This window comes from Polynucleobacter sinensis (genome assembly GCF_001595985.1).
In the GTDB taxonomy this organism is placed as follows: domain Bacteria; phylum Pseudomonadota; class Gammaproteobacteria; order Burkholderiales; family Burkholderiaceae; genus Polynucleobacter; species Polynucleobacter sinensis.
This window is the reverse complement of the sequence record NZ_LOJJ01000001.1, coordinates 280703-295638: the sequence shown is the minus strand read 5'-3', so window position 1 is coordinate 295638 and position 14936 is coordinate 280703. Positions and strand designations below refer to the sequence as shown.

11 protein-coding genes are annotated in these 14936 nt (G+C 46.2%); 3 read left to right on the top strand and 8 right to left on the bottom strand.

All coding sequences use genetic code 11. The annotated features are described in order from the left end of the window. Nucleotides 1-31: 31 nt before the first annotated feature. The 8 genes from AOB49_RS01650 to AOB49_RS01615 all read right to left on the bottom strand — a co-directional run bounded on the left by AOB49_RS01650 (nt 32) and on the right by AOB49_RS01615 (nt 12461). Nucleotides 32-778: an MlaA family lipoprotein gene (locus AOB49_RS01650; RefSeq protein WP_082784012.1), complete on the bottom strand. Its 747-nt coding sequence runs from the start codon at nt 776-778 to the stop codon at nt 32-34. Beyond that, the gene (gene mlaD, locus AOB49_RS01645; protein ID WP_062307109.1) at nt 778-1260 is read right to left on the bottom strand and encodes an outer membrane lipid asymmetry maintenance protein MlaD; all 483 of its coding nucleotides are present in this window, start codon (nt 1258-1260) and stop codon (nt 778-780) included. Before mlaD ends, AOB49_RS01650 begins: the two co-directional genes overlap by 1 nt. Before the next feature lie 21 nt (nt 1261-1281). Further along, nucleotides 1282-2079, bottom strand: coding sequence for a lipid asymmetry maintenance ABC transporter permease subunit MlaE (mlaE, locus tag AOB49_RS01640; protein ID WP_062307106.1), 798 nt, complete (start codon nt 2077-2079; stop codon nt 1282-1284). Next, the gene (locus AOB49_RS01635; protein ID WP_172793380.1) at nt 2076-2942 is read right to left on the bottom strand and encodes an ABC transporter ATP-binding protein; all 867 of its coding nucleotides are present in this window, start codon (nt 2940-2942) and stop codon (nt 2076-2078) included. Before AOB49_RS01635 ends, mlaE begins: the two co-directional genes overlap by 4 nt. A 10-nt stretch (nt 2943-2952) precedes the next feature. Continuing rightward, complete coding sequence (locus AOB49_RS01630) at nt 2953-4416, bottom strand: glutamate synthase subunit beta (protein WP_062307103.1); 1464 nt, start codon at nt 4414-4416, stop codon at nt 2953-2955. 51 nt (nt 4417-4467) lie between these two features. Further along, nucleotides 4468-9213 carry a glutamate synthase-related protein gene (locus tag AOB49_RS01625; RefSeq protein WP_062307102.1) on the bottom strand — a complete coding sequence of 1582 codons (4746 nt, stop codon included), beginning with the start codon at nt 9211-9213 and terminating at the stop codon, nt 4468-4470. A 194-nt stretch (nt 9214-9407) separates the two neighbouring features. Continuing rightward, nucleotides 9408-10112 carry a transposase gene (locus tag AOB49_RS01620; protein ID WP_062307099.1) on the bottom strand — a complete coding sequence of 235 codons (705 nt, stop codon included), beginning with the start codon at nt 10110-10112 and terminating at the stop codon, nt 9408-9410. A gap of 12 nt (nt 10113-10124) precedes the next feature. Beyond that, entirely contained in the window at nt 10125-12461 is a 2337-nt protein-coding gene (locus AOB49_RS01615; protein ID WP_062307097.1) for a penicillin-binding protein 1A, read from the bottom strand. Between the two features lie 51 nt (nt 12462-12512). Between AOB49_RS01615 and AOB49_RS01610 the strand changes: the two genes are divergently transcribed. The 3 genes from AOB49_RS01610 to AOB49_RS01600 are packed head-to-tail and all read left to right on the top strand — an operon-like array spanning nt 12513 to nt 14936. Further along, nucleotides 12513-13280, top strand: a complete 768-nt coding sequence (locus AOB49_RS01610) for a hypothetical protein (protein WP_062307094.1) — start codon at nt 12513-12515, stop codon at nt 13278-13280. Between the two features lie 3 nt (nt 13281-13283). Next, nucleotides 13284-14399, top strand: coding sequence for a secretin and TonB N-terminal domain-containing protein (locus tag AOB49_RS01605; protein ID WP_062307093.1), 1116 nt, complete (start codon nt 13284-13286; stop codon nt 14397-14399). A gap of 12 nt (nt 14400-14411) precedes the next feature. Then, a complete protein-coding gene (locus tag AOB49_RS01600; RefSeq protein ID WP_082784011.1) occupies nt 14412-14936 on the top strand; it encodes a shikimate kinase in 525 nt (174 codons plus the stop codon).

Sequence of the window (14936 nt, the reverse complement as noted above, 5' to 3'; positions counted from 1 at the left end):
CTTTAACAAAATCTAGCCCAGGGTAGACGGTTTATTCGTATGGGTTTTCGTATACAGGCATCAGAGGCTCCTCATCATCGCGCCCCTCGTTAATCTGATACGCACGCCTCTGAATATAGGCATCTCGCATAAAGCTATATTTATCGATTGCCGCGCCATCTAATAAGTCGCCAGCCTCATAGTAAGTATTGCGTGCGTTAACAACTCGCAGACCCGTAATGCTATTTCTCAAGGCAACGTCTGGCAACAATCTAAACAAGTAATCAGACTCCAAATCAGCCACCGTACCAAAGCTATCCCTAACGTTACTTGGTCCAAAGAACGGTAAAACCACATAAGGGCCAGATGGGATACCCCAAACGCCAAAGGTTTGACCCCAATCCTCTTTATGCTTTGGCAACCCGCCAGGCGTTGCCATATCAATCAAACCACCCAAACCAAAAGTAGTATTAACGACCACTCGCATAAGATCGCTAAAGGCATAGTCTGGCTTGCCCTGCAACAGATTTTGCAAAGCCGTATAAATATCGCTGTAATTACTAAAGAAGTTGTAAATACCATCCCGAATAAATTCAGGCAAAACAAAGCGGTAACCAGCAACTACGGGCTTTAGTAAGTATGCATCCAAGCCTTCATTAAACTCAAACACTGAGCGATTAAAGGACTCCCAAGGATCATGTGGGGAAGGCTCAACCCCAGCAGGAATAGACGCACAACCCACCATGGTCGTGACTAGACCTAGCAACACTAAACGTTTGAGCCTGGCCACTAAGTGCATTATTTTGCTGCGCCCTTGTCTTGACCGCTATCTGCGGCCTTGTTATATAAAAACTGACTGATTAAGTTTTCTAGCACTACAGCAGACTGTGTTTGAGTAATCTTATCTCCTGCAGCCAACATGTCATCTGAACCGCCAGCCTCTAGACCAATATATTGCTCGCCGAGTAATCCTGAAGTCAAAATCTTGGCGGAAGAATCCTTTGGAAACTTATAAGTATCTTCAATTGTCATGGTGACAGTGGCCTGATAAGTCTTGTCATCAAAGGAAATGTTAGCAATACGTCCAACAACGACACCTGCACTCTTAACGGGCGCCCGTGGCTTGAGTCCACCGATATTATCGAAACGGGCAGAAATTTTATAAGTCGGTGCAAATGAAACGGCATTCATATTGCCGACTTTTAATGCCAGAAACAAAGCTGCCAATAAGCCAATGGCTACAAAGATCCCGACCCAAACATCAATTGCACTTTTTCTCATAAGAGTTCCAGTTTATTCTTTCTAATTCGAGAACATCATCGCGGTTAGCAAGAAGTCCAATGCCAATACAGATAAAGATGAGATCACCACAGTTCTTGTGGTTGCTTGCGACACTCCCTCGGGCGTAGGCTTAGCCTCATAGCCTTGATATAGGGCTATAAAAGTCACGGCTACACCAAAAACTAAACTTTTAATGAGGCCATTACCAATATCGGAGAAGAGATCAACCCCGCCTTGCATCTGCGACCAAAAAGCGCCGGAGTCAACCCCAATTAAAGGCACGCCAACAAAGTAGCCGCCCATCACACCAACCGCTGTAAAGATTGTTGCCAAAATTGGCATGGCAATAATGCCCGCCCACAAACGGGGAGCGATGACGCGACTCAAGGGGTCAACAGCCATCATCTCCATTGCACTTAATTGCTCACCGGCTTTCATCAGGCCAATTTCCGCAGTTAGCGAAGTGCCAGCGCGACCAGCAAACAATAAAGCGGTAATCACTGGGCCCAATTCACGCGTCAGTGATAAGGCAACCAATAAACCTAGCGCCTGCTCTGAACCATAACGATTCAGAGTGTAATAACCCTGGAGACCTAAAACAAAACCAACAAATAAACCAGACACCGCAATGATCACAAAGGAGTGATTGCCCACAAATAAAATTTGATCGGAAACTAAGCGGGGTCTTTTTAATAAAAAGGCAGAGCGCCAAATGACAGCTACAAACATACGTGCAGCAAGTCCAAGACTCGTTAAGTTGCGACGAATAAAAAATCCAAGATCGCCAAAAAGATCTAAGCTCTTATAAAAAATATTCATTTCAGAAGCACTCCAAAATCTTCCTCAAGACTTTGACCTGGATAATGAAATGGTACAGGGCCATCTGGAGATGCGTCTAAGAACTGGCGTACAAAAGGATCTGTTGAGCGACTCAATTCTTCAGGGGTGCCTTCCGCCCCAATACGCCCATTTGCAATGAAATAAACATAATCTGCAATCTCAAATGTCTCTTCAACATCGTGCGTCACCAATAAACTTGTAGCGCCCAGGGCATTATTTAAATCCCGAATAAGGCGAGCTGTAATACCCAAGGAAATAGGATCTAAACCAGCAAATGGCTCGTCATACATGATGAGTGGCGGATCCAAAGCAATTGCTCTTGCAAGCGCAACTCGCCTTGCCATGCCGCCAGAAATTTGCGATGGCATCAAATCGCGCGCGCCTCGTAAACCTACTGCATTAAGCTTCATTAAAACCAGCGAGCGCAATAACTCTTCGCTCAAATCTGTATGTTCGCGCAATGGAAAGGCAACGTTTTCAAAAACGCTAAGATCAGTAAAAAGGGCGCCGAATTGAAACAGCATGCCCATGCGACGACGCGCAATCATGAGTTCGGCAGATGTCATCTTGCCCACATCCCGACCTTCAAACAATACCTGACCCGACTGGGCAGCGAACTGGCCGCCAATCAACCTCAAAATGGTTGTCTTGCCGCAACCTGAACCACCCATCACCGCAACCACTTGGCCACGACGAAACTTCATATTGAGCCCCGACAGAATTTGTCGCTCACCGGGCGCATAAGAGAAGTTGACGTCTTTAATTTCAACGACAACTTCACTTGGGCTTTTACCTACAGCCTGATGATGTAAATTCACTGAGTCGGGGTGACGGCTGTTCATATCCTCGATATTATCGCGGCAGAACAGAAGACCCCATCAAATACTCATCTACCGCACGGGCTGCTTGACGACCCTCACGAATTGCCCACACCACCAAAGACTGCCCACGACGCATATCACCCGCCGCAAATACCTTTGGAATGTTGGTTTGATAGGCATTTTGACCATCAACAGTGGCTTTTGCATTACCGCGAGCATCTTTATCAACACCGAAGGCATTGAGGACTTGTTGCGCAGGCGAGACAAAACCCATCGCTAAGAAAACCAAATCAGCCTTAATCTCAAACTCAGAGTTTGGCATCTCAGTCATCTTGCCGTCTTTCCACTCTAAACGCACGCAAACCAATTTCTCGAGCTTGCCATTTTTACCTTCGAAGCGCTTAGTCGCAACAGACCAGTCCCGATCACAACCCTCTTCATGGGAAGAAGATGTGCGCAACTTAGTAGGCCAGTATGGCCAGACTAAAGGCTTATTCTCTGTTTCTGGTGGCTGCGGCATTAACTCAAATTGAGTAATCTTTGCAGCACCATGACGGTTGGAAGTTCCAACGCAATCTGATCCTGTATCACCACCACCAATCACAACAACATGCTTACCAGCAGCGGAAATTTCATTTTTGAAGTCACCCGCATTTTCTTTATTCTGAGGAATCAAAAATTCCAAAGCGAAGTGAACGCCAGCCAATTCACGACCTGGCACGGGCAAATCACGTGGCTGTTCTGCGCCACCAGAAATAACTACAGCATCAAAATCTTTCATTAACTGATCTGGCGAAACGGTTTTAGTTGAGTAGTTTTTAACTTCAGCGCCAATGGCTTCTTTACCAACGAATACGCCCGTTTCAAACTTCACACCTTCGGCTTGCATCTGCTCAACACGACGATCAATTAACCACTTTTCCATTTTGAAATCAGGAATACCGTAGCGCAACAAACCGCCAACACGGTCATTCTTCTCAAACACCGTAACATCATGGCCAACACGGGCAAGTTGCTGCGCAGTTGCCATACCAGCAGGACCGCCGCCAACAACAGCTACCTTTTTACCAGTCTTAGTTTTAGAGGGCTGCGGTTTAACCCAACCACTCTCCCAGCCCTTATCAATAATGGCGTGCTCAATCGACTTAATACCAACAGCATTGCTGTTAATGCCCAAGGTACATGCCGCTTCACAAGGTGCCGGGCAGATACGACCAGTAAACTCTGGAAAGTTATTGGTAGATTGCAAAACATCTAGGGCGTTCTTCCAGTCGCTATGGAATACCAAGTCATTGAAATCCGGAATGATGTTATTGACAGGACAGCCGTTATTGCAAAAAGGAATTCCACAATCCATGCAACGTGCGCCCTGCACTTTTGCCTCTTCGTCTGTTAAAGCAGCAACAAACTCTTTGTAGTGATGAAGGCGTTTAGTGGGAGCTTCGTAGGTTTCTTCTACGCGCTCAAATTCCATAAATCCAGTGACCTTACCCATATCGAATCCTTCGTATCTTTTCTTAATATCTATCTACGTTAATTAAGCAACTTATGCAGCAACAGCTTTAACTTGAGCCTTTTCCCACAACTCACCTAATGCGCGCTTGTATTCAGTTGGGAGAACTTTCACAAAACGACCGCGAGCATTTTCCCAGTCAGCCAAGAGTGCCTTAGCGCGCTCTGAGCCTGTGTGACGGAAGTGGCGCTCAATCAAGCCCTTAAGAATCTGCTCATCAGTTAAGCGCTCACCGCCATCCTTCACATCAACAGGAGCATGCCACTCAGACTGCGGCATCTTGGCAATTTGCTCAGCAGAAGGAAGCACCTTCTCTAGAGTTGCCATGCTGGTATTGCAACGCTTATCAAACATGCCATCTTCATCGTAGACATAAGCAATACCACCACTCATACCTGCTGCAAAGTTACGACCAGTTGCGCCTAAAACGACTACTGTGCCGCCAGTCATGTACTCACAACCATGATCGCCAGTGCCCTCAACAACGGTAGTCGCTCCAGAATTACGGACCGCAAAACGCTCGCCAGCAACACCATTAAAGAATGCTTCACCGCCAATAGCGCCGTATAAGACGGTATTACCGACAATAATATTCTTCGCTGTATCACCACGGAACTCGTGCGGAGCTCGCACGATCACGCGTCCACCTGAGAGACCTTTGCCAACATAGTCGTTGCCATCACCAACCAAGTCCAAAGTAATACCGCGCGCCAGGAAGGCCGCAAAGCTTTGACCAGCAGTACCGTTTAACTGAATGTGAATCGTGTCATCAGGTAAACCAGCATGGCCATAACGTTGCGCTACTTCACCAGACAGCATTGCACCAACAGTACGGTTGACGTTCTTCACCGGAACAATGAAAGAGACCTTCTCGCCACGTTGTAGCGCAGGCTCACTCTTCTCAATCAAGATGTTATCTAGTGCGCTGTCAAGACCATGGTCTTGGGTCAAGACTTGATAGCGTGGCACATCTTTAGCAACAGCAGGTTCAGCAAAGATCTTACTGAAATCCAAACCATGAACTTTCCAGTTTTCGATACCTTTACGTGTATCCAAAAGATCAACGCGACCAATCAAATCATCAAACTTACGAATACCCAATTGCGCCATGATCTCGCGAACTTCTTCAGCAATAAAGAAGAAGAAGTTCACTACATGCTCAGGCTTGCCAGAGAATTTCTTGCGCAATAGTGGATCCTGCGTAGCCACCCCAACTGGGCAGGTATTTAAATGACACTTACGCATCATGATGCAACCTTCAACAACCAATGGTGCTGTTGCAAAGCCAAATTCATCTGCACCTAACAATGCACCAATTACAACGTCACGACCGGTTTTCATTTGGCCATCAGCTTGAACGCGAATGCGGCTACGCAAGCCATTAAGCACCAATGTTTGTTGAGTTTCTGCCAAGCCCAATTCCCATGGAGAACCCGCATGCTTGATTGAAGACAGTGGAGAGGCGCCAGTACCGCCATCGTGTCCAGCGATCACTACGTGATCAGCTTTAGCTTTGGCAACACCTGCGGCAATCGTACCAACGCCCACCTCAGAAACCAACTTCACAGATACGTCAGCAGCTGGGTTCACATTCTTCAGATCGTGAATCAGCTGAGCAATATCCTCAATAGAGTAAATATCGTGATGCGGAGGAGGAGAAATTAAACCAACGCCTGGCACGGAGAAGCGCAACTTACCAATATAGTCAGAAACTTTTCCGCCTGGCAATTGGCCGCCCTCACCAGGCTTTGCCCCTTGAGCCATCTTGATTTGGATTTGATCAGCAGAGCGTAGGTATTCAGTAGTTACACCGAAGCGGCCCGAGGCAACCTGCTTAATTTTAGAGCGCAATGAATCGCCGTCAAGCAAAGGAATATTAGCCTCTACAACATCTTCGCCCAAGATGCTTGCAAGAGACTCACCCTTCTTAATCGGAATCCCTTTGAGTTCATTAACGTAGCGGTTTGGATCTTCGCCGCCCTCACCAGTGTTGGACTTACCACCAATACGATTCATAGCAATCGCCAACGTGGCGTGAGCTTCGGTAGAAATAGAACCCAAAGACATCGCGCCTGTAGCAAAACGTTTAACGATCTCTTTTGCAGATTCAACTTCATCAAGTGGAATAGCTTTCGCTGGATCAATCTTGAATTCGAACAAACCACGCAACGTCATCTGACGCTTAGTTTGATCGTTAATAATGTTGGCGTACTCTTTATAAGTCTGATAACCCTTCTCAGCACCAATACGTGTGGAATGCTGTAACTTTGCGATCGTGTCTGGAGTCCACATATGGTTCTCGCCACGAATACGGAAGGCATACTCACCACCAGCATCCAACATATTGGTTAGCACTGGATCATTGCCAAAGGCAGACTGATGCATGCGCAACGCCTCTTCAGCCACTTCAAAAACGCCAATGCCACCCACATTAGATGGGGTACCTTTGAAATACTGATCAATGATGTCGTGATTCAATCCAATAGCTTCAAAAATTTGTGAGCCTGTGTAGGACATGTAAGTCGAGATGCCCATCTTGGACATCACTTTTTGCAAGCCTTTACCAACTGCTTTCACAAAGTTCTTAACAGCTTTTTCTGGAGACAAATCGCCAGACAGGCCCTTAGCCATATCTGCCAAAGTTTCCATCGCGAGGTATGGATGTACCGCTTCAGCACCATAGCCAGCCAAGAGCGCAAAATGATGTGTCTCACGGGCACTACCAGTTTCGACAACCAAACCAACGCTTGTGCGTAAACCTTTTTGAACTAAGTGCTGATGAATAGCCGAGGTTGCCAGCAATGCCGGAATGGCCACATGATTTTCATCGACCTGTCGATCACTCACGATCAAGATGTTGTAGCCGGAACGAACCGCATCAGCCGCTTCGGCACACAAAGATGCTAAGCGAGCTTCAATGCCTGCTTTGCCCCACGAAGCTGGGTAACAGATATCCAACTCGTATGAGCGGAACTTACCGTTCGTGTAATGGCCAATATGACGAATCTTGGTAATGTCATCAAAGTCCAAGATTGGCTGACTTACTTCTAAACGCATGGGGGGGTTGATATTGTTGGTATCCAACAAGTTTGGCTTTGGCCCAATAAATGAAACCAAAGACATCACCATGTTTTCACGAATCGGATCAATCGGAGGATTCGTTACTTGCGCAAACAATTGCTTGAAGTAGTTATACAAAGGCTTGTTCTTATTAGAAAGAACAGCTAATGGGCTATCGTTACCCATTGAACCAATAGCCTCTTCACCATTCATGGCCATTGGCGCCATAAGGTATTTAATATCCTCTTGGGTATAACCAAAGGCTTGCTGACGATCTAGTAATTTAGCGGCAGGACGAATATTAGTTTTTTCATCAACAATGTCAGCCTTGCTAGCATCGACTTCATCAAGCTTAACGCGAACCGCATCAATCCAGCTCTTGTATGGCTTCGCTTTAGAGACGGCATTCTTCAACTCAACGTCGTCAATGATGCGACCCTGCTCCATGTCAATCATGAACATCTTGCCTGGTTGCAAGCGCCATTTTTGAACAATCTTGTTTTCTGGAATGGGCAATACACCCGCCTCAGAAGCCATGATGACTAAATCATCATCAGTTACGTAGTAGCGCGCTGGACGCAAACCATTGCGATCCAAGGTGGCACCAATTTGACGACCATCGGTAAACGCCATTGCCGCGGGGCCATCCCATGGCTCCATCATGGCCGCGTGATATTCATAGAAAGCGCGACGGTTATCATCCATTAATGAATGCTGCTCCCAGGCCTCTGGGATCATCATCATCATTGCTTGTGCCAATGGATAGCCAGACATTACCAACAGCTCTAAGCAATTATCAAAACATGCAGTATCAGACTGGCCTGGATAAATTAGTGGCCATAATTTCTTAAGATCGTCACCGAGCACTGGGGAGCTTATAGCGCCCTCACGTGCATTTACCCAGTTGACGTTGCCCTTAACTGTATTGATCTCACCGTTATGAGCAATCATGCGGTATGGGTGAGCCAACTCCCAGGCCGGGAAAGTGTTAGTGGAGAAACGTTGATGTACAAGCGCCAGCGCTGAAACAGTACGGGGATCTTGTAAATCTTTGTAATAGGCGCCGACCTGATTGGCTAACAGCAAACCCTTATAAACAATGGTTCGCGCAGACATCGATGCTACGAAATACTCTTTGCCATGCTTTAAATGCAAATCCTGAATGGCATGACTAGCTGTTTTACGAATGACATATAGCTTGCGCTCTAATGCATCCGTTGTCATGATGTCACGACCGCGGCCGATGAAGATCTGACGTATAAATGGTTCTGTCATTTGAACCGTTGGAGACATCGGTAATTTGACATCAATTGGAACATCTCTCCAACCTAGAACAACCTGACCCTCCAGGCGTACAGTACGCTCTAATTCTTGCTCACAAGCCAAACGTGAAGCTTGTTCTTTTGGCAAGAAAATCATTCCAACTCCATACTCACCGAATGGCGGCAATTCAATTCCTTGCTTAGCCATTTCTTCGCGATACAAAGTATCAGGAACCTGAATCAAGATTCCAGCGCCATCGCCCATCAACGGATCGGCACCAACGGCTCCACGATGATCTAAGTTCTCAAGAATCTGCAGCCCTTGGGTAACGATCTCGTGAGTTTTTTTACCTTTAATATGCGCGACGAATCCTACGCCGCAAGCATCGTGCTCATTTTGTGGGTCATATAGACCTTGAGCGATTGGACGAAGATCGGTATTCATTTGTGTAGTCATGGTATTTCCGTATGCCATCGTGGGCTGATTACTTTTGGAGGATCAAATATAGGGGAATACCCATGCTGATGCAATAGAAATAAAATGACTCTGTCCCATTTAATATTCGGAAGGAGCCAAATTGATTCTCATAAAAGGGACAGAGTCAAACAATATTGCTTCCCCTCTGAGGGGCAAATCAACTAACTTCTGCGCTAAGTTGTTGAATTGATTGAATCTAACTTTCTTGGACGCCCTCGATGGCGTATTAATACCCGCTCAGGATGATCTTTGAAGAGTATTTTGGCGTAGCCATCGCTGACCCATGGCTTAGATCGAATTAAGGCTTCAGTGATTTGCTGGTCCTCCCAATGAGGAGCCCCCTCTTTGACATAGGACGCCCAAGCCATTTGTCTTTCGAAGGGAGTATTTCCCAAGCCCCAAAAGTGCTGATGGTCTACAAGCCAAGATTCAACATTTCCACCGATATGGGATGAAAAGCTGGTCCACACCGAATCCTGAGGGCTAGATTCAAATCCTACCCTGACAGGATTTAACTCAATAAAGCGCTGGCACCGTAAAAAATAATTAGGGTCTATTAGAGAAGAGCGAAACCGACCTTCCCAAATCGTTCCAGAGCGATGATGCAATTGATTAAAGTACTGGGCATAGCGTCTACCCAAGGACTGCATTGTTTTAGATAATGAATCTTCATGCTGCGGTGTCATCAACAAATGAACATGATTTGGCATTAGAGCAAATGCATGCACAGCACACCCAAATTGTTTGGCCGCCTCACGCAACCAATCAAGATATTGACGACGATCTACTTCATTAAAAAATAAGGTTTCACGATTGTTACCACGCACCAGCACATGCATTGCCTGACCGGGAATAATTGTGCGTGCTTGCCGAGCCATTATTCAAGCGAACTACTGTAGTTCGCGAACACCGCCATTATTAGAGAACTCAGGAATAAACCAATCACCATCGACTTGGGTCACACCTGATGGCACTTCGCGCCCTTGTTGTGGCTCATCCTTTAATGCGGTTGCCATATACGAAGTCCACATTGGCAACGCTAAGCCGCCACCCGTTTCACGATCGCCCAAACTCGCAGGCTTATCAAAACCAATCCAAGCAATGGCAACTACTTTGGGGTTGTAACCAGCAAACCAAGCGTCATGAGAATCATTGGTTGTGCCCGTCTTACCTGCAATATCGTTTCGACCTAACTTAGCCCTCGCACTTGCAGCGGTTCCACTCTTGGTTACTTCTTGCAACATGCTATCCATTACAAAAGCAGTTCGAGCATCTAGTACGCGAGTAGCATCTTCACGCGCATGCGTAGGCTTAGCTTCAAACAATACCGCCCCTTTGGAATCGGTCATCTTACTAATTAAGAAAGGATCGACACGATAGCCACCGTTAGCAAAAACACTATAGGCTGCGGCCATTTGCAAAGGTGTAACCGAACCCGCACCCAATGCCATCGTTAGGTATGGAGGATGCTTTTCAGGTTCGAAACCAAATCGCTGAATATATTCTTGTGCGTAAGAAGGGCCAATAGCTCGAATGATGCGAACAGAAACTAAGTTCTTCGATTTTGCTAGAGCGGTACGTAAACGCATCAAGCCGTCATATTTACCATCGTAATTCTTCGGCTCCCAAGCCTGACTTCCCGTTTCCATACTGCCAATAGATAATGGAGCATCATTGACCATAGTGCTTGGGGAAAAACCTTTTTCGATAGCGGCTGCATAAATGAATGGCTTAAATGAAGAGCCTGGTTGGCGCTGCGCCTGAGTGACATGATTAAATTGGTTGCGCCGAAAATCGAAGCCGCCCACCAATGACAGAATCGCACCTGTCTCTGCGTTCATAGAAACAAAAGCGGCCTCGACTTGAGGTAGTTGGGCTAATTTCCAAACCCCATTATCAGATAACAACCTCACTATCGCACCGGGGCGCAAGCGTTTTTTAGGTTGCGCACTATCCGTCAAAGACGCGGCAGCGAGTTTCATACCTTCGCCCTTGAGTGTGATGGTGTCACCAGTAGAGATCATGACTTGCATCTCTTTTGGTTTGATGTCGAGCACTACACCAGATTGCAGGTCATCTAACTGCGGATAAGCAAGTAAAGCCTCATCAATTGCGCGTTGACGCTTCACTGTATCGTCTGGCAAATCAATAAAACCCTCGGGACCACGATAAGCGTGACGTAAGTCATATTCAAAAATGCCATGTCGTACTGCTTTGTATGCGGCATCTTGATCAGCCTTCAAGATGGTTGTGTAGACATCAATACCCTGAGAATAGATCGCCTCACCGTATTGGGTAAATAGCAATTGACGCACCATTTCAGCAGGGAAATCTGCGCGCGTACTAAATTCATTCCCAAGACCGCGAATATGCAACTCCTCAGCCATGGCAATTTGATATTGCTCGGGCGTGATATATGACAAGTCACGCATCCGCTGCAAAATATATTCTTGACGAATTTTGGCACGTCGGAAGTTGCTAACGGGGTTATATGCCGAAGGGGCCTTTGGCAAACCTGCCAACATTGCAGACTCTGCAATGGTTATATCTTTTAATTCTTTGCCAAAGTAAATCTGAGCTGCACTAGAAAATCCATACGCCCTTTGGCCCAAGAAAATCTGATTCATGTAAATCTCAAGAATCTTGTCTTTACTCAATTGAGATTCAATTTCCCAAGAAAGTAGTACCTCGTAAATTTTTCGACTGAATGTCTTCTCATTACTCAGGAAAAAATTTCGGGCCACCTGCATCGTAATGGTTGATGCTCCCTGCGAAAGATTGCCGCGCAGATTTGTGAGGGCGGCACGCATGATGCCAACATAATCTACTCCACCATGAGAATAAAAACGGTCATCTTCAATAGCTAAGACCGCATTGCGCATGCTCATGGGAATTTCATTTAAGGGAATGACTTTGCGGCGCTCCTCCCCAAATTCTCCAATCAAGACCTTATCAGCGGTATAGATTCGTAAAGGGGTTTTAGGGTTGTAATCCACCAAAGCAGAAATTTTTGGCAAATTCGGCTTGGCGATCAAGAACGCATATCCGAGCAAAAGGGTAAATACCACTGCAAAAACCATGCAAATAATCAGCAAGGCTTTTACTAGGGGATTGCTGCCTGATTTATTAAATGAGGAATGCTCCGCTCTTTGCTGACCGGGACGTCTATCAGGCTGACGGTTAAACCGCCGATTTAAGGGCGGCTTGTCTTTTGGAGGTAGAGCCATAGAGTCAAATTATAGGGTGCTTGGCCAATTTCTCCTCAAGCTCCAAAACCCTTGTTTCAGAATAAATTGCTCTATTTTCTGACGAGCAATTACGCATTTCCTGATCGTTTTTACTACCCCCAGGGCGAACAATATGGCATGCCTTCACGCCACATTTCCTCCCAATCTTTTGACGACATTTTAAGTGAGCTGGGGGACGACCCCGCCATTCCAGACCCCCATGGAATTCGAAAATCAACCGCACCTCAAAGGCCTACGCCCGAGAGCCAAATGAAACCAAAGTCGCCATCACTTTCCATGAACAACATCAAGTTAGCAGGTCTCAAAATGGCTCCTTTATTCATTCTTGGTGGAGTATCGATTCTCCTTAATGGAGCACTTTTTTTAGCCTTTGAGTCCCATAAGGAAGCGTTAAAAATGGAAACTCATCGCCTTCAAGACGAGCTCTCGGGCCTTAAAAGGGAGCTGCATAAGCAACAAGGGGATTTAGATGAAAAACAGGAGGATCTTTACGATACATTGGAAGAATTACAAGTGAGTATTCACTCTTTAAGTGAAAAACGCCCCATTTCAACACCTCGGAGCCAGCCATTAGCAACGCCTCACGAGGCAGAACTACGTAGCTGGCGATATCTAGGGCTCATCAAAGTGAATGGGGTTGAGCAGGCTTTTTTCCACACCGGAAAGGCCACAAGAATGATGGCTAAAAACGAGCTTGTCCTAGGGGAATGGCGCCTGATGGATATTCAAAAAGAGCTTGCTACCTTATCTCATCCTAGGGGCAAGTCACTCAACTTTAGATCTGCCAAGTCGGAATAAAAAATGCTGAAATTCCCACCCCCCAACCTCAAATTACTATCGGCAATCTTGCTCGCTCTTTTACTCCAGCCAGCCCTAGGAACCAGTTCAGAAATCGACCAGTCAAACCCTATCAAAAGTGAGCTAATTAGCCTCCAATTTCACCAAATTGAGGTGACCGAACTATTGCAAGTTTTGGCCAAAATCGGAAAAACCAACTTTCTCCTCAGTGAGTCCATTCAAGGGAAGATTTCCATCGATCTAGATAACACCCCATGGAAAACCGCCCTACACTCCATTCTTGCCAGCAGAGGATTGAGACTCATACGTAATGGTGACATCTACTGGATTGGTACCCATGCAGAAATCCAAAGCTTCCAAAAATTTCGCAGGGAAGATGCAGCGCTGCCTTTTGGCGGCGACCATATCAACAGCCCACGCCAAATACTAATTGAGGCGCGCATCGTTGAAGCCGATCAGCGCTTTGCCAGGGAACTGGGTATAAAGCTGGGCCACCAAGCTAATGGCATTGGGCAACATACCGACCAAAAGATCAGCGGGAGCCTCGATTTGGCCGGGGCAGGACTCAATGGATTTCAACCAGCAACCCTCGCCGCTACACTGGTATCTAGAAATGCTGCGCAATTACTACAAATAGAGCTTTCCGCGCTCGAATCAGATGGTCAAGGAAAAATACTATCCAATCCCCGCATCATGACGGGCGATCAAGTAAAGGCAGTCATTGAGCAAGGTACAGAACTTCCATATCAAGTGAGCTCACAGAGCGGTAGCAAACTCCAGTTTCGTAAAGCAAACCTCAGGCTAGAAGTGCTGCCCAAGATTCATCCAGATGGAAAAATCTCAATGCTTGTCGGCATCAATAAAGACACAATTGGCATGAAAACTGAACAAGGCTATGCCATTGATACCAAAAACTTAAGCTCGGAGGTTACCGTTGAAAATGGCGGTACGGCCATCATTGGAGGGATTTTTCAAACCACCCATAGAGAAGATGAGGTAAAGGTTCCGCTTCTGGGTGATATTCCCATCATTGGCCATTTATTTCGCCATAAATCGACATTAGCCGATAAAACTGAGCTATTAGTCTTCCTAACTCCCACCGTTATCGATAAACCCTAATAAAATCGAGAGGTGAACTCTTCGTCTACCAATATCTTTCTAATCGGCCTAATGGGCGCCGGAAAGTCGACCGTTGGTAAATTGCTGGCAAAAAAATTAGGGCGTCGCTTTTTAGATGCCGATCATGTCATTGAAGAGCGCTGCGGCGTCAAAATTCCCATCATCTTTGAGATGGAGGGAGAGGAAGGTTTTCGCAAACGTGAGGCGCAAGCCATAAAAGATATTACAGCTGAACAGAACATTATTTTGGCAACAGGCGGAGGCGCCGTACTACTTCCAGAAAATCGCCAATTCCTCAAAGAAAGAGGGACTGTGATTTACCTGCATGCAAATCCTATTGAGCTCTGGCACCGCACGAAAGGCGGAGAGGGAAGACCTCTTCTTAAAAATGGCGATGCCAAAAAAATCTTAGAAAATTTATACGCCATTCGCGATCCGCTATATCGCGAGATTGCCGACCACGTCATTGAAACTGGTAAACCAAGCGTCAATCAATTAGTCAATACTTTAATCATGCAACTTGAACTCTCTGCTTGA